Here is a 21,629-nt window from a genome sequence, read left to right as displayed (position 1 = left end):
CGAAAGATCAACGATTGGATTGTACCAATCAGGCAGATTTCCACGTGTCGGGCAGGGGTTGGCCGATCTCTTCGCTGAACGCCTCAAGAAACCGGATCATCCGTGCCACACGCGCCTGTGCCAATTCGCGCCCGGTGGGCGTCAGCATGTCTGCCGGCAGGCTCAACAGTTTGACCTTCCAGTGATCAATCGAGAATTGCTGATCATTCAGATCGCGGGCAGTGGCAAAAGCATCCTCGGGATCATACAGGTCGCGACCTAGATCACCTGAAACAGCGAAGTTGCGCGCAATGCCGATGGCCCCCAGCGCATCCAGCCGATCTGCGTCGCGAAGGATGCGGGCCTCGGGCGTTTCAGGCAGTATCCCGGCCGAGAAACTATGTGCGGCGATGGCGTGTTGAGTGGCATCGATTTCAGGCTGAGAAAACCCCAATTTCGCTAGAATAGGCTCTGATTCAGCCGCAGATTGGCGTGAGGCGAGGTGACGATCAGGGTCATCTTTGGGCAAGTTGACCAGGTCATGAAGATAGCTTGCCGCAAGCAGAACCCGAATATCTGCTTGCGTGTCCGCGATGGCCTGTACATTGATCCAAACGCGATCCAGATGCGCCAGATCATGGGCAGGATCTGTTTTCATGCGCTGCGCGACGATGCCGCGCAGCTCAGCCGATATGGCCACGGTTCTCGCCGATCTGACCCCGGTGCAAGAGCAGGTGGTCAAGGATTACGCAAGCCATCATCGCTTCGCCAACCGGAACCGCACGGATGCCGACACAAGGGTCATGGCGGCCTTTGGTGATGATCTCGGTCTCTTCTCCGGATTTGGTGATCGTTTTGCGCGTGGTCAGAATCGACGAGGTCGGTTTGACCGCAAAGCGTACGACTATATCCTGCCCGGTCGAAATCCCGCCCAGTATGCCGCCTGCGTGGTTCGAGCTGTATTGCGGGCCATTCTGCCCCATGAAGATCTCATCGGCATTGGCCTCGCCGGTCAGTTCAGCGGCGGCCATGCCTTCGCCGATCTCAACACCTTTGACTGCGTTGATCGACATCATCGCTGCGGCCAGATCAGTGTCTAACTTGGCATAAACTGGCGCACCAATCCCGGCAGGGACACCACGCGCGACGACCTCAACCACTGCCCCGACCGAATTGCCGGACTTGCGTAACCCGTCTAAATAGGCGGCCCAATCCTCGGCGGCTGTCGCATCGGGCGTCCAGAATGGGTTCTGTTCAATCTGTGACCAATCGAAATTCGTGCGGTCGATCTTATGCGGGCCGATCTGGGTCATGTACCCGGTGATCTGCACATTCGGCGCGATCTGCTTGATGGCTTCGCGGGCCAGGCCCCCGGCGGCAACGCGCGAGGCGGTTTCGCGCGCCGAACTGCGGCCACCGCCGCGATAATCGCGGATACCGTATTTTTGCCAATAGGTTATATCAGCATGGCCCGGGCGGAACTTTTCCATGATATCGCCGTAGTCTTTTGACCGCTGATCGGTGTTCTCGATCATCAGCTGGACCGGAGTTCCGGTCGTCTGCCCTTCGAACACGCCGGACAGGATTTTCACCTGATCGGGCTCGCGCCGCTGGGTGGTGTATTTATTCTGTCCTGGTTTGCGCTTGTCCAGCCAGTGCTGGATCACCTCTGCGTCGATGGTCACCCCCGGCGGGCAGCCATCAACAGTGGCACCCAAGGCGGGCCCGTGGCTTTCACCCCAAGTGGTGACGCGGAAAAGATGGCCAAAGCTGTTCATCGACATAAGGCGTGCTCCTTCTGAGCATCGTGATTAGCGGGCAAGGCCCGTAGCCTCAAGCGGATTTGCGGTTGGGGCGCAGCACCCCAACCCTTTCCGGTCAGGCCGCCGAGGACAGCTGCGTCCTCATGGCGGTGATTTTCAACGCCGCCTGTGCCGCCTCGCGCCCCTTATCCACGAAATGCGCGCGGTAGATGGCATTGTGGTGGTCCGTCTCTTGATACTGGTGCGGCGTCAGCGAAACAGACAGAACCGGAACACCGGTATCCAGACCTGCGCGCATCAACCCGTCGACCACAGCTTGCGCCACGAAATCATGCCGGTAGATGCCGCCATCCACCACAAAGGCCGCGCAGGTCACAGCTGCGTAGCGCCCAGTCTGGGCAAGATCGCGGGCCAGCAGGGGCATTTCGAACGCGCCTGGAACGTCGAACACGTCCACCTGATCGGCGGGTATCAATTCCAGAAACCCGTCGAGTGCACGGTCGACAATATCGGCATGCCAGCTGGCCTTAACAAACGCATAGCGGGTGTGTGTCATCAAGATCTCCTTCCGGTTTGGTGGTCTGCTGGCGGTTGCGAAAACCGGTTCCCACTTTTCGCTGCCAGCACGACATGACACGTCACCCAAGGCGATCACGAGCAGGCGCGCGGGGTTACCGGCACACTGCACGTTCTCTTTCATCCGGACTGTAACCGTCGGCTCTGGCCTCTCACCAGATCTGCTGACACCCCGAAAAGGGGCCGCTCGCGGGCTTACGGCTCATCGCCCGCATACCGCCGGTGGGGAATTCCGCCCCGCCCTGAGAACGAGGCGCACCTTGCCAATAGGTGCGCGGTTCTGCAAGAGCTTTTGCAGGAGGACCGCCATGCACCCCAATCCCGCCTTCCGCGCCGAGGATCGTGACAGTCATATTGCTTTTGCGCGCGAGCGCGCATTTGGTGTTTTGGCTTTGTCAGCGGACCAGGGGCCTTTGCTTAGCCATGTGCCGTTTCTGTTGTCAGAAGATGGCGCAGAAGCCTCGCTGCATCTGGTGCGATCCAATCCGATCGTCCGGGCATTGAATGAACCGCGCACGGTTCGAATCGCTGTATCGGGGCCTGACGGATATATCTCGCCCGACTGGTACGGGATTGAGGATCAGGTGCCCACTTGGAACTATGTGGCGGTGCACCTGACCGGAACGCTTTCGCTTCTTCCGCAGGACGCGTTGCGCGATTTACTCGATCGTCAGTCGGATTTTTATGAGCGCCGGTTGAACCCCAAGCCACCCTGGAGCGCCAGCAAGATGAGCGCGGAGGCTCTGGACAAGATGATGCGCATGATTGTGCCCTGCAAGTTGCAGGTAGATGACATTCAGGGCACCTGGAAGCTGAACCAGAACAAGCCGGACGATGTCCGTCTAGCCGCCGCAGATCATGTGGCGGTAGACGGGTTCGGAAGCGAGACCACTCACCTCGCCGCGCTCATGCGGTCTAGGTGAGCGGACGGGCTGGTCAGTTGCTGAAGGTCGCCAGATAAGCGGCGACATCCTCAGCCCCTTTTTTCAGTTTGACGCTCATGTTCGGACGGGCGGTTTCGTCATCCAGATAGTCCCTCAGGAAAACAATCGGGTCCTGCGAATATTCGACGATGTTTTCCTGTGTCCAGACCAGCCCTTCCTGGCCTGCACGGATCATGTCATCGGTGTACATCCCGATTGGTAGGCGTTCGCTTCCGTTCAGGTAATCGGTTTCTGTTCCGGCCACCCGGCCTACGACCCCATAGAGATTCGGCCCGGTGATGCCGCCTTTGACCAGAACTTTTCCATCTTTGATAATTGCATGGCACGAAGAGCACCGATTGTAGAGGCTTTCCCCCTTTGCCGGATCGCCGGCGGCGATGGATTGCGATGAAAGGGTCAGGGCGAAGGTCAGAGTGGCTGTAAAAAGCTTTGGCATGGAAAAGTCCCGCTAAGGTTGGTCCTGTTACAGGCCCTTGGGACATTCCAGCCAAATGTGCAATCGAATTGAGACTCGTCTAGTGTGTTGAAAAATATCTATTTTTAACTCACTATTTTAGCCGAGGTAGATTCAATCGAAGTGGATTTTTGCGTGGCAAAATCAGGTCAGAATTTTGCAGATCTTCGCCTGCCAACAGTCTCGGGTTCTGTGTTGTGAGGGTGTTTTCGTTGCCTAGTTGCCATCCGAATCACTCCGTGAACCACCCGCGCGGCAGGGCAAACTTTCACGGGTAATCCGGCCCATCCCTTGAAAAAAACGCCTTTCGTTGTGACATGAATGCCAAGATGCGGCGTAGTGCGCGCCTATGACCGCTGGACGAACCGATTTCTCCCGGATAGATAGCCGCGATGAGACGCCGCTTTGATGCGGTGCTGATGCATGTTTGCCCGGTATTGCCGGGCGCCGGAATCGGAGAAAACCTCGTGTCCCACGCAGAAGACCACGAAGGCACCCGCAGAGATTTCCTCTACTACGTCGCAGGCGGCGCAGGTGTCGTTGCGACGGGTGCAGCCGTATGGCCCCTGATCAACCAAATGAACCCCTCGGCAGACGTTCAGGCCCTGTCCTCGATCCGCGTGGATGTGAGCGGTGTCGAGCCCGGAACCCAGCTGACAGTCAAATGGTTGGGCAAACCCGTGTTCATCCGTCACCGCACCGGTGTCGAAATCGACGAAGCGCAGAAGCAGGACGCCGATGGCGTGGATACCCTGCCTGACCCGCTGGCCCGTAACTTCAATCTGAATGCTGATGCACCGGCCACGGATGCAAACCGCGTGATGCCGTCGCCGGAAGGCGAAGCGGCCGGTGCCTGGATCGTCCAGATGGGCGTCTGTACTCACCTCGGTTGTGTCCCGCTGGGCGATGCTGGTGACTTTGGCGGCTGGTTCTGCCCCTGCCACGGCTCGCATTACGATATGGCTGGCCGTATCCGCAAAGGTCCTGCACCTGAAAACCTGCCCGTTCCGCCCGCTGAGTGGACGGACGCCAGCACCATCAAACTCGGCTAAGGGAGACCCAGATGTCCGGAATTCCCCACGATCACTATGAGCCGAAGACAAGTGGCGAGAAGTGGCTGAACAGCCGCCTGCCCATCGTCGGCCTGATCTATGACACCCTGATGATCCCAACCCCCAAGAACCTGAACTGGTGGTGGATCTGGGGCATCGTCCTGGCGTTTTGCCTGGTCCTGCAAATTGTCACCGGTATCGTTCTGGTGATGCACTACACTCCGCATGTTGATCTGGCCTTTGCTAGCATCGAGCACATCATGCGCAACGTGAATGGCGGCTATATGCTGCGGTATCTGCACATGAACGGCGCATCGCTGTTCTTTGTCGCGGTATACATCCACATCTTCCGCGGCCTGTTCTATGGCTCGTACAAAGCCCCGCGCGAGGTTACGTGGATCATCGGGATGCTGATTTATCTCTGCATGATGGGCACTGCCTTTATGGGCTATGTTCTGCCCTGGGGTCAGATGTCCTTCTGGGGTGCGACCGTGATCACCGGCTTGTTTGGTGCGATACCGTTTGTGGGTGACGCGATCCAGACCTGGCTACTGGGCGGACCGGCTGTGGACAACGCCACGCTGAACCGCTTCTTCTCGCTGCACTACCTGCTGCCCTTTGTAATTGCGGCGCTGGTCATCGTGCATGTCTGGGCTTTCCACACCACCGGCAACAACAACCCGACAGGTGTTGAGGTTCGCCGCGGTTCGAAAGCCGAGGCCGAGAAAGACACGCTGCCCTTCTGGCCTTACTTCGTGATCAAGGACCTGTTCGCACTGGCGGTCATCCTGGTTGTGTTCTGGGCGATTGTTGGTTTCATGCCGAACTATCTGGGCCACCCGGATAACTACATCGAAGCCAACCCGCTGGTAACACCGGCACATATCGTGCCCGAATGGTACTTCTTGCCGTTCTACGCGATCCTGCGTGCCTTTACCGGCGAGGTCTGGGTTGTTCAATTCGCCAGCTTCATCACCGGCGGCATCATTGACGCCAAGTTCTTTGGTGTTCTGGCGATGTTTGGTGCGATCCTGGCTATGGCTCTGGCGCCATGGCTGGACACGTCAACCGTACGTTCGGGTAAATACCGGCCGATGTTCAAATGGTGGTTCTACCTGCTGATCGTCGACTTCTTTGCCCTGATGTGGCTGGGTGCGATGCCCGCAGAAGAGCCCTATGCGACCTTCTCGTTAATCGCATCGGCCTACTGGTTCGGCTATTTCTTCGTGATCCTGCCGGTTCTGGGTGTCATCGAAAAACCCGATGCACAGCCGGAAACCATCGAAGAAGACTTCAACGCGCATTATGGCAAGGCTGACGCCGATGCCACGCCGGCCGAGTAAGAAGAGGGACCGGAAACATGTTCAAGAAACTTGCAATCGGTGCCGCGTTTGCTATCGCACTTGCTCCTGTCGCGTCTAACGCGGCAGGCGGAGGCGAACAGCATATCGAGGACTTCCAATTCTCATTCGAAGGTCCGTTCGGAACCTGGGATCAACACCAGTTGCAGCGCGGCCTGCAGATTTACACCGAGGTTTGCGCGGCCTGTCACGGCCTGCGCTATGTGCCTCTGCGTGACCTCGAAGCGCTGGGCTATTCGGAAGACGAAGTCACCGCCTATGCGGCGGGCAACTTTGAAGTGTTCGACCCCGAGCTGGACGATTTCCGCCCGGCTAAACCCGTTGACCATTTCCCCGCCAATGATGGCGTTGGCGCACCCGACCTGAGCCTGATGGCCAAGGCGCGCGCAGGTTTCCACGGCCCTTACGGTCTGGGGATCAACCAGCTGGTCAACGGCATGGGCGGCCCGGAATACATCGCCTCGTTGCTGGATGGTTATACCGGCCACGAAAAGGAAGAAGCGGGAACGATTCTGTACGAAAACACCGCCTTCCCCGGTGGTTGGATTTCGATGGCGCCCCCGCTGTCGGATGAGCAGGTCGAGTTTGCCGATGGCCACGCAAATGACGTCGAGCATATGTCGGAAGACGTTGCAGCCTTCCTGATGTGGACGGCTGAACCGAAGATGATGGAGCGTAAGTATTCGGGCTTTGTCGGTGTTGTCTTCCTGACGCTTCTGTCGGTCCTGCTGTACCTGGTCAACAAGCGTCTGTGGGCAGGCGTTAAAGGCAAGAAGAAACACTAAGCGCCTTTTCAGAAAAGTTAGAAACCCCCGCGCCATTGGCAGCGGGGGTTTTTTGTTGCAAGCGTGTGGAAGGGGCGGTTCAGGCGCAGAGCTGTGTTGCGGAGCGGCCGGTGATGGTGGCGGTCACGACTTGCCCTTCGGATTGAGCGGTTTTGAACGTGACTTCGGTGAACTGCTCGGTGCGGCCCATATGCGGATTTTCCATCAGGATGTGATGTATTTTGCCAACCTGCGCGGTCAGGTGCTTGGCAATCTGCACCTCGCCAGCGGCACGCAGACGGGCGGCGCGGGTTTTGATGACATTGCCGTTGACCTGCTGCGGAATGCGGGCAGCGGGTGTACCTTCGCGTTTGGAGTAGGGGAAGACATGCAGCCATGTCAGATCGCAATCGGCAACCAGCCTTAGCGAATTTTCGAAATGAGCCTCGGTCTCGGTCGGGAAACCGGCGATGATGTCAGCGCCAAAGGTCATCTCGGGGCGCAGCTTGCGGGCCTCTTGGGTAAAGCGGATCGCATCGTCACGCAAATGGCGGCGTTTCATCCGCTTCAGGATCAGATCGTCGCCATGCTGCAGCGACAGATGCAAGTGAGGCATTAGGCGGGGTTCTGTGGCAATGGCCTGCATCAGGTTTTCATCGACCTCGATCGAATCGATCGAGCTGATCCGCAGGCGCGGCAAATCAGGCACCAGCTTGAGGATGCGCATAACCAGATCACCCAGCTTTGGCTGGGCAGGCAGGTCAGCCCCCCATGAGGTCAGGTCGACGCCGGTCAGAACGACCTCATTATAGCCCTTATCGACCAGACGCATGATCTGGTCCACAACAACGCCCGCGGGGACGCTGCGCGAATTACCGCGGCCATATGGGATGATGCAGAAGGTACAGCGGTGGTCACAGCCATTCTGAACCTGTACATAGGCGCGGGAACGAGTGCCAAACCCGTCGATCAGGTGGCCAGCGGTTTCGGTAACCGACATGATGTCATCAACCTGGACGGCCTCGGTTTCACCAATGAAATCCGCCGCCATACCTTTCCAGGTTTCGGGTCGCATCTTTTCCGTGTTGCCAATGACGGCATCGACCTCTTCCATCTGGGAAAAGGTCTGCGGTTCTGTCTGCGCAGCGCAGCCGGTCACAATCAGCCGGGCATTCGGGTTTTCGCGGCGCAGTTTGCGGATTTCCTGCCGGGCCTTGCGCACGGCTTCGGCGGTCACGGCGCAGGTGTTCACCACCACCGCATCGGTCAGACCGGCCTGTTGCGACAGCTCTTTCATCGCCTCGGTCTCATAGGCGTTCAGGCGGCAGCCCAGCGTGGCGAATTTGGGCGGGTTCATCCCAGCGACCTCAGGAATTCCGGCGTCAGCAGGCCTGAGAAGACATGGGCGGTAGGGCCGGTCATCCAGACGCCATCGTCGCGCCAATCAATCCAAATCGTGCCGCCGTCCAGCTCGATCTGAACCTTGCGTCCGGTCAGGCCGCGCCGGGCTGCGGCCACGGCCGTTGCGCAGGACGAAGAGCCAGAGGCCAGGGTGATGCCAACGCCCCGTTCCCATACGCGCATGCGGATATGATCCGGACCGATCAGCTGTGCCACTTGTACATTGGTCCGTTCTGGATAGAGCGGATGATATTCATACCGTGCGCCGAACTCTGCCAGCGGAATCGCCTCGGCATTGTCGACAAAGAAGGTGCAATGCGGGTTTCCCATGCCGGTGGCGGTTGGGGCGCCTTCGATCGGCAGTTCCAAGGTGTCCACGTCTTCGGTCAGTGGAATCTCGTGCCAGTTCAGCTGCGGCAGTCCCATATTAACCGAAGTCAGCCCGTCCCCCGCATCGCTTGCATAGAGCGTTCCCCGCTCGGTGGTCAGGGTCAGGGTCTGTTTGCCGGTTTCCTCCATCAGAAACCGCGCGATACAGCGGGTGGCATTGCCACAGGCGGCCGAGGTCGAGCCATCGGCGTTGTAGAACACCAGATGGGCATCTGATGCGCCGTTTTCGATGACGGCGAGCTGATCAAAGCCGACCCCAAATTGCCGATGCCCAATGGCTTGAGCCAAGGCTGGTGTCACCCCGACCTCATGCGCGCGCGCATCCACAATGACAAAGTCATTGCCCAGCCCATGCATCTTCATAAAGGGCAATCCGGTGTTCTGAATTCCTTGCATGGCGGGCATATAACGTTGCTGTGGATGGGAATCCACCCTGTGGCGCAGATTCGTGAAAAAAGGGGTTGACCCCCTTGCGCCACCTGCCTAAGTAGGCCGCCTATCGGGACGCCGTTTCGAAAGAAACTACAGGCGTAACGAGGTGTGAAATAAGGCCTTGAACCCAGTCGGGAAAATGCCTTACAGAGCGCCACGGATCCAAAGGATCCAAACAAAAGAGTGGGCCGTTAGCTCAGTTGGTAGAGCAACTGACTTTTAATCAGTGGGTCGCAGGTTCGAATCCTGCACGGCTCACCACTTTTTACATAGCACCAAGGCGTTACGCAGGATCAGATTGATGCGAACGTATAACCACACCGCATGTGCGATGATCTGCCGAGGAGATCCGTGGCGATTGTAGCTTATCGGCGATGGCTGCTTCGATGTCACCTTCGTCCAATTACGGGTGTGAGAATCCAAACGGCAAGTTGGCGGGACAAAACCCTTCGAACTGCAGAAATCACTTTACGTTCAAGGGTTTGCGACTTCTGTTAGCCTCTGAATGTAATTGGTGCCTCAAGAGGGACTCGAACCCCCGACCTTGTCCTTACGAAGGACCTGCTCTACCAGCTGAGCTATTGAGGCAAGCGAGGCTCGTTTAAACCCTCGTGCAGGTGCTTGCAAGCGGTGAAATCCCGGGTTTCATGACCTTAGAAGCACCTGTTTCCGCATTTCGTTATCACCGTTCTTTGAGGGTCCGGCGCGCACTGGAAATCGGAACCGGGTTGACTGCAGTTATATATTTCGATATTTCATGAAATATGGAAATTACTGCAACAGAACAACTGGCGACTTTGGGTCACCCGCAACGGCTTTCAGTGTTTCGCATGTTGATGCGACGCTTTCCTGACGCTTTCCTGACGCTGTCCCGGCCGGAGAGCTTGCCTTGGGGCTGGGGATCAAGCCCAACACATTATCGAACTATCTGAACGCGTTGCGACAGGCGGGGCTGGTCCGGCAGAATCGGTCTGGTACCTCTTTGCTCTACTCGATCGAGATGCAGAATGTGCAGCAGATGCTGGATTACCTACTGAACGATTGCTGCCGCGGACGCCCCGAAATCTGTATCCCGTCAGGCTGGGAAAGCGACAGATCAGCGGACCGAAAATATAACGTTCTTTTCCTGTGCGTTGGCAATTCCGCCCGTTCGATATTTGCTGAATCTATCCTTCGCGCGCTGGCGGGTGAGCGTTTCAACGCATATTCTGCGGGAACGCAGCCTTCATCCGGGCTCAACCCTATAGCGGTGCAGGTCCTTAAGGACAAAGGGCATGATGTTTCGGCTCTGCGCTCGAAACATATGTCAGAATTTGCCACCTCTGACGTGCCCGAGATGGATTTTGTCTTTACCGTCTGCAATCAGGCCGCGAATGAGGAATGCCCGGCCTGGGATGGCCAGCCGATCAGCGGTCACTGGGGCGTGGTCGACCCGGTCATGGCGACAGGCACGAAGGCTGAAAAAAGCCTGGCCTTCCAGAACGCCTATGGTTCGCTCAGGCGCAGGATCGAGGCCTTTACCTCGCTGCCGGTCGAAAGCCTCGACCGGATCGCCTTGCAATCTGCTGTCGACGATATTGCCAGAACATCTGACGAGGACATGACATGACAACCTACGCCGTGAATGGCCTTGGCCGGATGGGCAAGCTGGCCCTGAAACCACTATTGGAGAAAGGCGCAAAGATCGCCTGGATCAATGACGGGATCGGTGATCCTGAAATGCACGCGCATTTGCTGGAATTCGACACGGTTCATGGACGCTGGGAAGCAGATTTTGACTATGACAAAGACAGCGTCACCATAGAGGGTATGCACTTGCCGTTTGTCGGTACCCGCGACCTGAACGCGCTGCCACTGGACGGGGTCGACGTGGTGATTGACTGCACAGGCGCCTTCAAAACCGAGATCAAGCTGGCGCCATATTTTGATGCAGGCGTCAGGAAGGTTGTCGTCTCGGCACCGGTCAAGGATGGCCCGACCGCCAATATCGTGATGGGCGTGAACGAAGGTACATATGATCCGAGCGCGCATCACATCGTGACGGCTGCCTCTTGCACCACCAACTGCCTGGCGCCGGTGGTCAAGGTGATCCATGAGAATATCGGCATTCGCCACGGGTCGATGACCACAATCCACGACGTAACGAACACGCAGACTATCGTGGATCGCCCGGCCAAAGACCTGCGCCGCGCGCGGTCGGCTCTGAACTCACTGATCCCGACCACCACCGGCTCGGCCACGGCAATCACCCTGATTTACCCGGAACTCCAAGGACGGCTGAACGGTCACGCGGTCCGGGTGCCGCTGCTGAATGCCTCGCTGACCGATTGCGTGTTCGAAGTAGAGCGGGAAACAACCGTCGAAGAGGTCAACGCGTTATTCAAAGAAGCCGCCGATGGAGATTTGAAGGGTATTCTGGGCTATGAAACCCGCCCTCTGGTGTCGACCGACTATACCAATGATCAGCGTTCTTCGATCATCGACGCCCCGTCGACGATGGTGGTGAACGGCACCCAGGTAAAGATCTACGCCTGGTATGACAATGAGATGGGATACGCGCACCGTCTGGTCGACGTCGCGCTCATGGTCGGAGCCGCGCTGTGACCCAGAAGCCCGAAGGGTTGTCCGCCTATATCGCGGTCACGGCAGCCTATTGGGCATTCATGCTGACCGACGGCGCGCTTCGTATGCTGGTGCTGCTGCATTTTCATACGATGGGCTTCTCGCCGGTCCAGCTGGCCTATCTGTTTGTTCTGTATGAAATTGCCGGTATCGGCACCAATCTGGCGGCGGGCTGGATTGCGGCTCGGTTCGGGTTGACCTCGACGCTCTATGCGGGGCTTGGCCTGCAGGTGGGGGCGTTGCTGCTGCTGACTCAACTAGACCCTAATTGGGCCATTCCAGCTAAAGTGGCCTTTGTCATGATCGTTCAGGGTGCCAGCGGCGTGGCCAAGGATCTGGCCAAGATGTCTTCGAAATCCGCCGTGAAACTGCTGGCCCCGACCGAGGATGGCGGCCTGTTTCGCTGGGTTGCCCTGCTGACCGGGTCCAAGAACGCGGTCAAAGGGCTGGGCTTTTTGCTGGGCGCAGGTCTGTTGGCAACGTTTGGCTTTAACTGGGCGGTGCTGGCCATGGCTATGGTGCTGGGCGTCATCCTGATCGCGGTCGTTCTATTCATGCCGCCGGGCCTGCCCAAAGGGCGTAAAGGCGCAAAATTCTCTGAGGTTTTTTCGAAATCCCCCAATATCAACTGGCTGTGCTTGTCCCGCATGTTTCTGTTTGGCGCTCGCGATGTGTGGTTTGTGGTCGGGATTCCGATCTATTTCTATGCGGTATTGTCCGACGGGTCCGAAACCGGGAACCGAGCGGCCTTTTTCATGATCGGGACATTCATGGCGGCCTGGATCATCCTATACGGCGCAGTTCAGGCCAGCGCCCCGAAGATCCTGCGCGCCTCTGACCGGTCCGAGCCCCAATTGATCCGCGCCGCGCGCGATTGGGCCGTAACCCTGTTCTGCGTGCCTGCCGCCCTGACCGTCGCTGTAGCCTTATCCTCGGGGCCCGCCACTTGGCTGACCATTACGCTGGTGATCGGCTTGCTGATCTTTGGAGTGATCTTTGCCGTGAACTCTTCGCTGCATTCCTATCTGATCCTGTCCTTTTCTCAGGCCGAGCGGGTCACGATGGATGTCGGTTTCTATTACATGGCCAACGCGGCTGGCCGATTGCTGGGCACAGTGCTGTCTGGCCTCACTTACCAGATCGGTGATTTGGCAATGGTTCTGGGAACAGCCGCAACAATGGTCGCTCTGTCCGCCATGGCCTCGGACAGGATGCAGGACCGTTTGGCGGTGGGTTAGCATTCTCACCAAGCTTGCTCGCGAATGCGGCATGGACGTCATTATTTTTGCCGATGAATTCTGTGACGGGACAAATGGAATTAGCCCCTACATGTTACGCTATCCGGCAGAAACGCTTTATTGGCGATGCCGCAGGGCATTTCAGCGGATCCAATTTGTTGTTTCGAAATCTCAGTGGCACACTCGGGAAGCGCGCAAAGCAACGCGTTCGAAAGCTCACTGAAGCAAAAGATTTTTTTTTTGGTACCCAAGCAATAAGGCTTGCAGTGGTTCGTGGCCGACCGCTCAGCCTTAACAATCCAATGTCACTGCCCAGAGGCATTTGACTTGGAATGCCACCACTCGAGTTGCATGAGGTCCGAGCATCAGCATTCCTTGGTCGGGTAGAAGTTGATGTCAGACCACCGTCGCTATTCTGCAGCGTTCGGAACCGTCGCTTCTGCGTACATTCCCTTCACACGTTCCTTTGTTGGATCGAAATGCGGGAATGGCACGATCTTGGCTTTCAACCGCTTTTGTTGGCCGTCCAGCTGCCCGATTTCGATGTCCGCTCCAACGATGGCATGGGTAACGGAAACCCGACCCAAAGCGATGACCTTGCCGAGGATGGGTGATTTCATCGCGCTGGTAATCTCTCCGACCTGCGCTTTCCCAACGCGCACGCAGTCACCGGGTGAGGGGACCGTACCCCCTTCGATCTCAAATCCAACCAGTTTGCGGTGTGGGTGGGCCTTGCGCTCCTCTATCGCCGCCCGCCCAATGAAGTCGTCGGTCTTTGATTTCAGCGGCACAGTAAAGCCGATGCCGGCCTCGAACGGATCGGTCTGATCGTCGAATTCTGACCCGGCAAAGATCAGACCGCCCTCGATCCGCAACATGTCCAATGCGCCCAGGCCCAGAGGCGCAATGCCATACTCTTGGCCCACCTCCCAGACACGATCAAAGATTTCGACGGCATCCTTGGGGTGGCAGAAGATTTCATACCCAAGCTCTCCGGAATAGCCGGTCCGAGAAATTACAACAGAAGTCCCCTGCACATCACCAACCCGCGCGACCGAAAGCCGGAACCACGGCAGTTCGTCGATCGTTGGTTGCTGAGGCGGTGTCCAGAATATCTTGGAAAGTATGTCGCGGCTATGCCGCCCCTGAACTGCAATGTTGTGCAACTGGTCCGTAGAGTTGCGCACCCAGACATTCATATTGCGTTTGAGCGCCTGTTCCTGCAGCCACAACCCGCTGGTGTCATTCCCACCGATCCAGCGGAAGTTCGTCTCACCCAACCGGTAGACGGTGCCATCGTCGATCATACCGCCGTGCTCATAGCACATGGCCGTATAAACGACCTGACCAACGCTCAGCTTTTTCATGTTGCGGGTCACGCAAAGCTGCATCAGTTCTTCGGCGTCAGGTCCCACGACTTCGTATTTGCGCAGCGGGCTGAGGTCCATGACAGCAACCTTGTCCCGGCAAGCCCAATATTCGGCAATCGCGCCATGATTGGTCATCGTGTTGGGCAGCCAATAGCCATTGTATTCGACGAAATCACGGGTGTGCCGTGCAAAGCAGTCGTGAAATGCTGTTTTCTTAGTTTCTTCCACATCCGCCTCCGCAGATTTTCTATAGCCATAGGACCGCTTGAAATCCTCAGTCGCCTTATAGGTTCGCACTTGAATGTCTGTTGGATTCCAGCCATTTGCCGGGTCGATATCGCAGGGACAGCCGGTGCTGACGCAAACCAGATCGGTCAGGGCGCGCAGCAGGACGAAGTCACCGGGTCGCGACCACGGATCGTCCATGCCAATGGCGTTGGTGTCATCCAGCATCGTGTTGAAAAAGAAGTTGATCGCTGGCCAGCCACCGCGCGGCTTGATGCCATATTGGTCCAGATCCTTGTTGATATTGTCCGAACAATTCACATGGCCGGGATAGCCAAGGTCTTCATAATATCGCGCCGTACAGGCCAGACCGAACGTGTCATGGCGCCCACAGGTATCTTGAACGATTTCGATCAAAGGCTCTTGATCTACTGACCAGTACTTTGAGAAAATCCCGGGTTGAGGATACAAGCTGCCCATCAGGCTGCGTGTTGTTGTCGGGTCGATTTCACGCTCGATCCCCTGATCCAGTGCGCGGCGGCTGAAGGCCTGAAAATCGGAACACTCTCGGCCACGAATATCGACGATCTGGATGAATTCACCGGCCTTCACTTCATATGAGTGCGCATTTCCCGGCTGAATATTGAAATCCTTAAGCGGATCGGCCAGCGGATCGGGCGGTCCGACATCGGGCTTTTCCAATCCGGGCGCTGAGCGCTGGATGTACAAGATGATATCCGTAGGAGGGTTGTTGTCCTCAGGGCGCATAGCCTTGCCTGGTGCAGCGACAATCAAAAGACCATCGCTTTCCGCCACGAAATGCACCATGTCGCCCGGGCGTGAACCGCCAGCGAATGCCCGGATTGCGTCGCCTTTTCCGATGTCGAAGCCCGCGATTTCCAATGCACGCAGAACTTTTTTGCCAGATGCTGATCCATTTGCGAGGGTTGCGATCAAACCTTCGGGCCGTCCATGCCCCTGTGTGCCCAGCATGGCTGCATCGGAGCTTCGGTCAGGAGAAAAGAAGACCATCTCAGCCGGTTGCATCCCATCGCGGTCCAGCAGCGTGATGGTATCGCCCTTGGACACCGGTACCGCGCGCGACCCCATTCCGGGGATCGGGTGGCGTTCCGTTCCATGCGGCAGGATCGGAAGGCCGGGGGCCAGAACCCCGCTGCGTTCGAATGGAACTTCGAAGACCGGCTTCACATTCATAGTGTGTTTTCCTGAATGGCTTCGGTTGCACCACGATGGGTAACCACCAAGAGGCATCCCGCCTCGGTTCGCGAATAGTGGCTGAACCCGGCAGCAAGGCTGACAAAATCGCCGCTGCGATATCGAAACCCGTCGTGGTCGGTCAGATCGCCCTCAAGCACAAAGAACTCTTCCGGCCCGTAATGGACATGAGGGTTCGAACGTGTGCCTGGCGCCATCTTCATCAGATAGCTGCCTTGTCCGGTTTCTTCATCGAAACTGATATTCTTCCACCAGACCTGCGCATCGGGCAGGCCGTCCATCCGCATCCGGACAAATCCGGGGTCATCGAAGCGGATAACGGTGCGTGCGCTCTGCTGTTGTGCCATCTTAGTCGAGCCCCAACCGCTTTTTGCGCTGATCAGCCCAACTGCTGATCGCCATGTCGAAGGTAAGCGCCATCAGCGAGACATTCATGCCGAGCACAAAGTTCTTGCCCAGTTCGGTACCTGCCAGAGTTCGTTGAAGTTCCTGCCCCAGGTCCTGCGTTCCAATGAAGGCCGCGATAATGACCATGAAGAAGGCGAACATGATGGCTTGATTAAACCCGACCGCCATAGTTGGCAGCGCCAGAGGGAACTGAACCGACATAAGCTTTTGCCGGCGGGTCGAGCCGGACATATCTGCTGCCTCGGTCATTTCCGGCGGCACGTTGCTGAGGCCAATAATAGTGTACCGGATCAGCGGGACGGCGGCGAAGATCAGAATCGAGAACACAACCGCGACATCATTGACCCCGAACAACATGATCGCAGGGATCAAGTAAATGAAGCTGGGGAAGGTTTGCGCAGTGTCGCAAGCCAGCAAAATGCTCTTGGACCAACGCGCGGACCGCGCAGCGACAACGCCCAGGGGGATACCGATCATGGTTGCCAGCGCAACGGCCGAGATCACGGTATACAAAGTAATAACCGACCGATCCCACCAGCCCGAGAACGCGACAATCGTAAAGAAGACTGCTGCGTAGATGCCGGGCTTTCGGCCACCAACCCAATAAGCAAAGGAAACAACCAGCAGGATGAACGCGGGAGTTGGAATGGCGAGTAGCGTATTCCGGAATGGAATCAGAACCTTGACGTTCAGAAACCAGCGTAACCATTCGGTTGTCCCTTTGATCATGTCGATGGCCAGGAACGACTTGATAACCACGTCGATTTCTTTGCCCTGGCTGAGATGCTGCTTGCGGCCAATTTCGGCCAGGATCGGGAAGACCTGAGACAGCAGAGTGAACCCAACAAACAGACCCAGTGCGACCAGCGAAATCTGGTGGCGCTTCCACCACGGGGTGCCGCGTTCGAAGTGCACTGGCTGTTTGACGACCCAGGCCTTTGACATCCGATCCAACGTGACAGCCAGAAGGACGATGGTTACGCCAATCTCGAAAGAACGGCCCAGCTTGAAACTACCCATCATCGCCAGCAGTTTCGCGCCAAGACCGGGCATTCCGATAAAGGCGGTCAGAACAACCATCGCAAGACACAACATGATCACCTGATTGACGCCGACCAGAACCTCGGTCCGCGCGGCTGGAACGTAGACGTGGCGCAACATCTGCCATTTGGTACATCCAGACATCTGGCCTGCTTCGATCACTTCGGGGCTGACTTTTTTCAAGCCCAGAGTGGTCATCAGGATCATCGGCGGGATGGCAAAAGTAATTGTTGCGACGGCCCCAGCTGTCGGTCCGACCTTAAAAAAGATCACTGCTGGCAAGAGATACGTAAAGAAGGGCAGGGTTTGCAGCACGGACAGCATGGGTTTCAGCATCCGCTCGAACCAGCTGTATTTCCAGGCGGCGATGCCCAGTATCAAGCCCAAAAGAAACGCCAGCGGTGCGGCAACCACGATGACAGACATCGTCTGCATGGCGATCTTCCACTGCCCGATCGCGGCCGTCCAGATGAAGGTTCCCGCGCCTAATGCGGCCAGACGCCAACCACCTACGGCGTAGCCGACGACGGCTGCCACTGCGGCGATTGCGGACCATGGGATCGGACCTAGATTGGGCCAACGGCGCTTGCCTTCCAGAAGGTTCGCTGACGTATCCAGCAGGAACTCAAGCGGACCTTCGGCGATAAATCGTGTGACATAGATCAGGCCAAGATCATTTTGGATAAAGTAGAAGACTGCATCCAGAACCTGCGCCGTCGGCGGAATCGCGGCTTCGGGGATGCGGTTTAGCCATTCGGGCAGAACTCCGACAGCTTTGGCAACGATCAGCACGAAGGCGGCGACCAGAAGTGTAGTCAGGACTCTGGTTTTTCCCCACGTCCCGTCTGAAGTGTCCGGTACTTCGGTGGACAGCGCCGCCATCATTCAGCTCCAAGCAGAACATTCAATGCGGCGTCACGTTCCAGAACACCGGTGACAACGCCATTGTCATCCGCCACCGGTAAAAGAATGCGGTTATCGTTGACAAGAACCCGCGCCAGTTCGTGAATGGTTGATCCACCATTGATTGGTGCGCCCTCCAAGGCATGACCGTTCACAGGTTTTGCCAGGCCTTTGGCATGTACGACCCGGGCCTTGTCGACATCTTCGGTAAACTTGGCCACGTACTCGGTGGCAGGGTTCATCACAATCTTGTCGGGGGTGTCACATTGTTCGACCGCGCCGTTGCGCATGATTGCAATCCGGTCTGCCAGACGTAGCGCTTCGTCAAAATCATGCGTGATGAAAACGATGGTTTTGCCCAGCATCTCTTGCAATCGCAGGAATTCATCCTGCATTTCGCGGCGGATCAGTGGATCAAGCGCCGAGAATGGCTCGTCCAGAAACCAGATATCGGGTTCAATGGCGAGCGACCGGGCGATTCCGACTCTTTGCTGTTGGCCGCCGCTCAATTCCCGTGGGAAGTATTCTTCCCGACCTTCAAGGCCCACCAACTTGATGACTTCCAGCGCGCGTTCGCGCCGATCATGACGATCTTGTCCGCGCATTTCCAACGGAAAGGCCACGTTGTCTAAAACCGTGCGATGTGGCAGCAGTCCGAAAGACTGAAACACCATGCCCATCTTGTTTCTGCGCAATTCAATCAGATCGCGCTCGCTCAGGCTCATGATGTCCTGACCGTCAACCTCAATCGTTCCGCCTGTAATGTCGTGCAGGCGCGAAAAACAACGTACCAGCGTCGACTTGCCTGACCCTGACAAACCCATGATGACCAGCATTTCGCCACGGCCAACCTCAATCGAGACATCCTTGACACCGGCGATATACCCATCTGCACGGATTTCATCAAAACCGCGGCCAGCGGGCATGGACTTCAGGTAGCTCTCTGGCGAGGGCCCAAACAGTTTCCATACATTTTTGGCTGAGATGACAGGCGCTGTGGCGGACATGGCTGCCTAACTTTCTTGTTGAGCGCGGCCTTGCATCGATCAGATGGTCAAGGCCGCGCCAGTTTCGGTGGATGTAGCCGGATTATGAGCTGCAGGAACTGATCCAAGGATCGACGACAGCGCGGTTGGCGTCCAGCCATTCTTCGGCGGCTTCTTCCGGTTCAAGCTCATCAGTATCGACCAGCTTCGCCATCTCAGCAATCTGCGGATTGGTGAAAGAAATCTCTGTCAGGGCGCAATACGCGGCCGGCCATTTGTCTTTCATACCATCCCAGGCTGCCTTTTTCAGGTAACCTTTGGCGGGGTTGCCGCAATCATACAACGCATTCGGGTTAGGACCCTTGGCTGGGTCTTTGTCGCATCCGTCTTCCCATGCTGGGAACTCAACGAACTCACCAGGCCAGACGGCTTCGGCAAAGTTTGGCGTCCAGTTAAAAACCAGTACCGGCGTTTTGTCGGCCTCAGCCGCGCCTATCTCGGCCCAAAGGGCTGCGGCGGAACCCGCATTGATCACGGTAAAGTTCAGATCAAGTGCTTCGGCGCGTTCTTTACCATGCTTCAACCAGTCAACTGGACCATCCAGATACCGACCCTTGTCGCCGGTTTCGGCTGTCGCGAACAGGTGTGCGCAGTCGTTCAATGCATTCCAATCTGGCAGGCCCGGGCAGGATTCCTTGGTCCACATGGGATACCACCAATCCTCACGTGTAACGGCGTCATGATCGCCTGCGTCATGCAGGCCACCTTTTTCCAATGCCGCCCTGTAGGACGCGCCAAACGCGCCTTCCCAGACTTCCATCTCCAACGCCACATCGCCCAGGCGCACCGATTCATAGACCGCCTGGCTGTCGGTGGTGACGTATTCGACGTTGTTGCCCATCTCTTCAAAGATCAGGCCGACAACGTTCGACATCACGATCTGGCTGGACCAATTGTGAATTGGGATCACGATCGGGTCGCTGCTGTCTTCTGCAGTCGCCCCTGTTCCCGCAACTGCTGCCAAAGTTGCAGCAGAAAGGAGGTTTGTAAGTTTCATGTTTGCTCCCTGAGTGATGTTCATTTTTTAGGTTGTGGACTCTTCCGGCCCCGAATTTGTGCATTCTGCGCAGAATCGCCCCAGACGCAGAACAGAAATTTGAGGGTCTTTGACCATAAATTCTTGAGGCTAACCCGACTTTTTGCTATCTTAACAATTAGTTGCCTGATCGATTGCCAGCAGATGAGGCCAAATGTTTTTCGATCGCTATAACGTCCAGTTCGGGAATCCGCTCTGAAATGCCAAAGAAAACTTCAGTCACAGGGAAAGTCCTTCCACCGCTCGACTATTTGTTGGCGTTTGAAGCTGCCGCAAAGGCGCAGAGCTTTGCGCAGGCCAGTAAGGTTCTGAACATCTCTGAAACGGCGATCAGCCGCAAAGTGCGGTTGCTAGAGCAACACTATGATGTGCCGTTGTTTGTGCGAGGGCACCGATCTGTTTCGCTTACCCAACAAGGGGCCATCCTGCTGGCAACCGTGGAGAAGTCGCTGGACCTGATGCGGGATGTCAGCCGGGATATGCTGGCCAAACATCAGGCCAACACGGTATCGATCTCCGCCACCAACTCTGTTGCTTCTCTTTGGCTGATGCCGCAACTTCGCAAGTTCAACAAATCAAATGGCCGCATCCGTATTTCGCTGGTCTCTTCTGACAGCGACGCAGAGTGCCTGTCGGATTCGATGGACTTGACGATCCTGCGTGGAGATGGCGATTGGCCGGGATACGAGGCACAGCTTTTGTTCGGAGAAACCGTATTTCCGGTCTGCAGCCCAGAGTATCTCAAGAGCAACCCCAAAGCGGCAGATATATCTGCGCTGCCGGAACTGGACCTTATTGAAGTGGCCAGTGGCCATGCAGAGTGGATGACATGGCGCACTTGGTTCAGTGGCAATGGGGTATCGACGTCCTCGATGGAACAGGCAGTGGAGTTCAATACCTATCCGTTGTCAGTGCAAGCAGCTGTCGATGGACTGGGAATTGCATTGGGTTGGGCCCATCTTGTTGATCCTTTGCTTGAAAGCGGCACTTTGGTCAGGCCGGTTCTGGGCGCATCAGTGCGAACACAGTCCGGATACTACCTGTTAAAAAGGCCTCTTCACAAAGCTTTCCCAGAGCAGCGCATCGTTGAAGATTGGTTGCTTGGTCTCAGCGCGGGTCGGAAAAGATACGCCTGATCGCTGTGGCCAGCCTCTGTTTCCTAATGATGAATCGAGTAGCACTTTCAGGGAGTGTTAAACTCGTATATTGACCCTAGGGAATAAATATTTACTTTAAAGAAAAATATATGCGAATCTGGTTCGGCTCTTTGCCGTTCTGGTTGGAATACTATTGGCCTATTTTATGCAGGGAGACCGAAACCCAATGAGCTATAAATCTGACATCGAAATTGCGCGTGAGGCGAAGAAGAAGCCGATTCAGGAGATTGG

Annotated in this window: 18 protein-coding genes, 2 tRNA genes, 1 pseudogene and 1 riboswitch; of the genes and pseudogenes, 9 read left to right on the top strand and 12 right to left on the bottom strand. The window is 56.7% G+C overall.

From position 1 onward, the window contains the following. Positions 1 to 28: 28 nt before the first annotated feature. From AC2FGB_RS18800 to AC2FGB_RS18790, 3 genes are all read right to left on the bottom strand, one after another. Positions 29 to 679, bottom strand: coding sequence for an HD domain-containing protein (locus AC2FGB_RS18800; RefSeq protein WP_496694618.1), 651 nt, complete (start codon positions 677 to 679; stop codon positions 29 to 31). Continuing rightward, positions 663 to 1,763 carry a chorismate synthase gene (aroC, locus tag AC2FGB_RS18795; protein ID WP_271951712.1) on the bottom strand — a complete coding sequence of 367 codons (1,101 nt, stop codon included), beginning with the start codon at positions 1,761 to 1,763 and terminating at the stop codon, positions 663 to 665. The genes AC2FGB_RS18800 and aroC overlap by 17 nt, the downstream gene beginning before the upstream one ends. A gap of 94 nt (positions 1,764 to 1,857) precedes the next feature. Then, positions 1,858 to 2,298: a 6,7-dimethyl-8-ribityllumazine synthase gene (locus tag AC2FGB_RS18790; protein WP_496694617.1), complete on the bottom strand. Its 441-nt coding sequence runs from the start codon at positions 2,296 to 2,298 to the stop codon at positions 1,858 to 1,860. 128 nt (positions 2,299 to 2,426) lie between these two features. Continuing rightward, positions 2,427 to 2,572: riboswitch (FMN riboswitch) on the bottom strand. A 54-nt stretch (positions 2,573 to 2,626) separates the two neighbouring features. On the opposite strand from AC2FGB_RS18790, the gene AC2FGB_RS18785 reads away from it, so the two are divergent. Further along, complete coding sequence (locus AC2FGB_RS18785; protein WP_142640234.1) at positions 2,627 to 3,241, top strand: FMN-binding negative transcriptional regulator; 615 nt, start codon at positions 2,627 to 2,629, stop codon at positions 3,239 to 3,241. A gap of 13 nt (positions 3,242 to 3,254) precedes the next feature. On the opposite strand, the gene AC2FGB_RS18780 is transcribed toward AC2FGB_RS18785, so the two are convergent. Further along, positions 3,255 to 3,698: a c-type cytochrome gene (locus tag AC2FGB_RS18780; RefSeq protein WP_142640232.1), complete on the bottom strand. Its 444-nt coding sequence runs from the start codon at positions 3,696 to 3,698 to the stop codon at positions 3,255 to 3,257. 485 nt (positions 3,699 to 4,183) lie between these two features. On the opposite strand from AC2FGB_RS18780, the gene petA reads away from it, so the two are divergent. The 3 genes from petA to AC2FGB_RS18765 are packed head-to-tail and all read left to right on the top strand — an operon-like array spanning position 4,184 to position 6,914. After that, positions 4,184 to 4,768 carry a ubiquinol-cytochrome c reductase iron-sulfur subunit gene (petA, locus tag AC2FGB_RS18775; protein ID WP_496694641.1) on the top strand — a complete coding sequence of 195 codons (585 nt, stop codon included), beginning with the start codon at positions 4,184 to 4,186 and terminating at the stop codon, positions 4,766 to 4,768. Positions 4,769 to 4,779: 11 nt separating this feature from the next. Then, positions 4,780 to 6,111 carry a cytochrome b gene (gene petB / locus AC2FGB_RS18770; protein WP_142640230.1) on the top strand — a complete coding sequence of 444 codons (1,332 nt, stop codon included), beginning with the start codon at positions 4,780 to 4,782 and terminating at the stop codon, positions 6,109 to 6,111. 17 nt (positions 6,112 to 6,128) lie between these two features. Next, positions 6,129 to 6,914, top strand: a complete 786-nt coding sequence (locus AC2FGB_RS18765; RefSeq protein WP_496694616.1) for a cytochrome c1 — start codon at positions 6,129 to 6,131, stop codon at positions 6,912 to 6,914. Between the two features lie 79 nt (positions 6,915 to 6,993). Here AC2FGB_RS18765 and mtaB read toward each other — a convergent pair whose 3' ends face one another. After that, positions 6,994 to 8,250 (bottom strand): tRNA (N(6)-L-threonylcarbamoyladenosine(37)-C(2))-methylthiotransferase MtaB, encoded by a 1,257-nt coding sequence (gene mtaB, locus AC2FGB_RS18760; protein WP_496694615.1) that lies wholly within the window; start codon positions 8,248 to 8,250, stop codon positions 6,994 to 6,996. Continuing rightward, positions 8,247 to 9,089 carry a diaminopimelate epimerase gene (gene dapF / locus AC2FGB_RS18755; protein WP_271951728.1) on the bottom strand — a complete coding sequence of 281 codons (843 nt, stop codon included), beginning with the start codon at positions 9,087 to 9,089 and terminating at the stop codon, positions 8,247 to 8,249. Before dapF ends, mtaB begins: the two co-directional genes overlap by 4 nt. Before the next feature lie 212 nt (positions 9,090 to 9,301). Between dapF and AC2FGB_RS18750 the strand changes: the two genes are divergently transcribed. Beyond that, positions 9,302 to 9,377 (top strand) — tRNA-Lys (locus tag AC2FGB_RS18750). Between the two features lie 251 nt (positions 9,378 to 9,628). On the opposite strand, the gene AC2FGB_RS18745 is transcribed toward AC2FGB_RS18750, so the two are convergent. Beyond that, positions 9,629 to 9,704 (bottom strand) — tRNA-Thr (locus AC2FGB_RS18745). A gap of 176 nt (positions 9,705 to 9,880) precedes the next feature. Here AC2FGB_RS18745 and AC2FGB_RS18740 point away from each other — a divergent pair. The 3 genes and pseudogenes from AC2FGB_RS18740 (at position 9,881) to arsJ (ending at position 12,976) form a co-directional block, all read left to right on the top strand. Next, positions 9,881 to 10,725: pseudogene (locus tag AC2FGB_RS18740) on the top strand (arsenate reductase/protein-tyrosine-phosphatase family protein). Continuing rightward, entirely contained in the window at positions 10,722 to 11,720 is a 999-nt protein-coding gene (locus AC2FGB_RS18735; RefSeq protein WP_496690451.1) for an ArsJ-associated glyceraldehyde-3-phosphate dehydrogenase, read from the top strand. Before AC2FGB_RS18740 ends, AC2FGB_RS18735 begins: the two are co-directional and overlap by 4 nt. Next, entirely contained in the window at positions 11,717 to 12,976 is a 1,260-nt protein-coding gene (gene arsJ, locus AC2FGB_RS18730) for an organoarsenical effux MFS transporter ArsJ (RefSeq protein ID WP_496694613.1), read from the top strand. The genes AC2FGB_RS18735 and arsJ overlap by 4 nt, the downstream gene beginning before the upstream one ends. A gap of 410 nt (positions 12,977 to 13,386) precedes the next feature. On the opposite strand, the gene AC2FGB_RS18725 is transcribed toward arsJ, so the two are convergent. The 5 genes from AC2FGB_RS18725 to AC2FGB_RS18705 all read right to left on the bottom strand — a co-directional run bounded on the left by AC2FGB_RS18725 (position 13,387) and on the right by AC2FGB_RS18705 (position 20,202). Next, positions 13,387 to 15,786: a trimethylamine N-oxide demethylase gene (locus AC2FGB_RS18725; RefSeq protein WP_496690449.1), complete on the bottom strand. Its 2,400-nt coding sequence runs from the start codon at positions 15,784 to 15,786 to the stop codon at positions 13,387 to 13,389. Continuing rightward, positions 15,783 to 16,154 carry a cupin domain-containing protein gene (locus tag AC2FGB_RS18720; protein ID WP_142640214.1) on the bottom strand — a complete coding sequence of 124 codons (372 nt, stop codon included), beginning with the start codon at positions 16,152 to 16,154 and terminating at the stop codon, positions 15,783 to 15,785. Before AC2FGB_RS18720 ends, AC2FGB_RS18725 begins: the two co-directional genes overlap by 4 nt. 1 nt (position 16,155) lies before the next feature. After that, a complete protein-coding gene (locus tag AC2FGB_RS18715) occupies positions 16,156 to 18,138 on the bottom strand; it encodes an ABC transporter permease (protein ID WP_496690448.1) in 1,983 nt (660 codons plus the stop codon). Further along, positions 18,138 to 19,166, bottom strand: coding sequence for a quaternary amine ABC transporter ATP-binding protein (locus AC2FGB_RS18710; RefSeq protein WP_271951750.1), 1,029 nt, complete (start codon positions 19,164 to 19,166; stop codon positions 18,138 to 18,140). The genes AC2FGB_RS18715 and AC2FGB_RS18710 overlap by 1 nt, the downstream gene beginning before the upstream one ends. Before the next feature lie 82 nt (positions 19,167 to 19,248). Then, positions 19,249 to 20,202: an ABC transporter substrate-binding protein gene (locus tag AC2FGB_RS18705; RefSeq protein WP_271951752.1), complete on the bottom strand. Its 954-nt coding sequence runs from the start codon at positions 20,200 to 20,202 to the stop codon at positions 19,249 to 19,251. Positions 20,203 to 20,441: 239 nt separating this feature from the next. Between AC2FGB_RS18705 and AC2FGB_RS18700 the strand changes: the two genes are divergently transcribed. After that, positions 20,442 to 21,377 (top strand): LysR substrate-binding domain-containing protein, encoded by a 936-nt coding sequence (locus AC2FGB_RS18700; protein WP_496694612.1) that lies wholly within the window; start codon positions 20,442 to 20,444, stop codon positions 21,375 to 21,377. The last annotated feature ends 252 nt before the right edge of the window (positions 21,378 to 21,629 follow it).

It is taken from the genome of Ruegeria sp. CDSC021, assembly GCF_059610845.1.
Note: the sequence above shows the minus strand (reverse complement) of the source record. Positions and strands in the feature narration are given on the sequence as shown.

Bases quoted from the DNA above. Each gene is read 5' to 3' on its own strand.
- AC2FGB_RS18720 (WP_142640214.1), bottom strand. From the start codon at position 16,154: ATGGCACAACAGCAGAGCGCACGCACCGTTATCCGCTTCGATGACCCC.
- AC2FGB_RS18765 (WP_496694616.1), top strand. From the start codon at position 6,129: ATGTTCAAGAAACTTGCAATCGGTGCCGCGTTTGCTATCGCACTTGCT.
- AC2FGB_RS18785 (WP_142640234.1), top strand. From the start codon at position 2,627: ATGCACCCCAATCCCGCCTTCCGCGCCGAGGATCGTGACAGTCATATT.
- AC2FGB_RS18710 (WP_271951750.1), bottom strand. From the start codon at position 19,166: ATGTCCGCCACAGCGCCTGTCATCTCAGCCAAAAATGTATGGAAACTG.
- AC2FGB_RS18715 (WP_496690448.1), bottom strand. From the start codon at position 18,138: ATGGCGGCGCTGTCCACCGAAGTACCGGACACTTCAGACGGGACGTGG.
- AC2FGB_RS18705 (WP_271951752.1), bottom strand. From the start codon at position 20,202: ATGAAACTTACAAACCTCCTTTCTGCTGCAACTTTGGCAGCAGTTGCG.
- petB (WP_142640230.1), top strand. From the start codon at position 4,780: ATGTCCGGAATTCCCCACGATCACTATGAGCCGAAGACAAGTGGCGAG.
- mtaB (WP_496694615.1), bottom strand. From the start codon at position 8,250: ATGAACCCGCCCAAATTCGCCACGCTGGGCTGCCGCCTGAACGCCTAT.
- AC2FGB_RS18725 (WP_496690449.1), bottom strand. From the start codon at position 15,786: ATGAATGTGAAGCCGGTCTTCGAAGTTCCATTCGAACGCAGCGGGGTT.
- dapF (WP_271951728.1), bottom strand. From the start codon at position 9,089: ATGCCCGCCATGCAAGGAATTCAGAACACCGGATTGCCCTTTATGAAG.
- aroC (WP_271951712.1), bottom strand. From the start codon at position 1,763: ATGTCGATGAACAGCTTTGGCCATCTTTTCCGCGTCACCACTTGGGGT.
- AC2FGB_RS18780 (WP_142640232.1), bottom strand. From the start codon at position 3,698: ATGCCAAAGCTTTTTACAGCCACTCTGACCTTCGCCCTGACCCTTTCA.
- AC2FGB_RS18735 (WP_496690451.1), top strand. From the start codon at position 10,722: ATGACAACCTACGCCGTGAATGGCCTTGGCCGGATGGGCAAGCTGGCC.
- AC2FGB_RS18790 (WP_496694617.1), bottom strand. From the start codon at position 2,298: ATGACACACACCCGCTATGCGTTTGTTAAGGCCAGCTGGCATGCCGAT.
- AC2FGB_RS18700 (WP_496694612.1), top strand. From the start codon at position 20,442: ATGCCAAAGAAAACTTCAGTCACAGGGAAAGTCCTTCCACCGCTCGAC.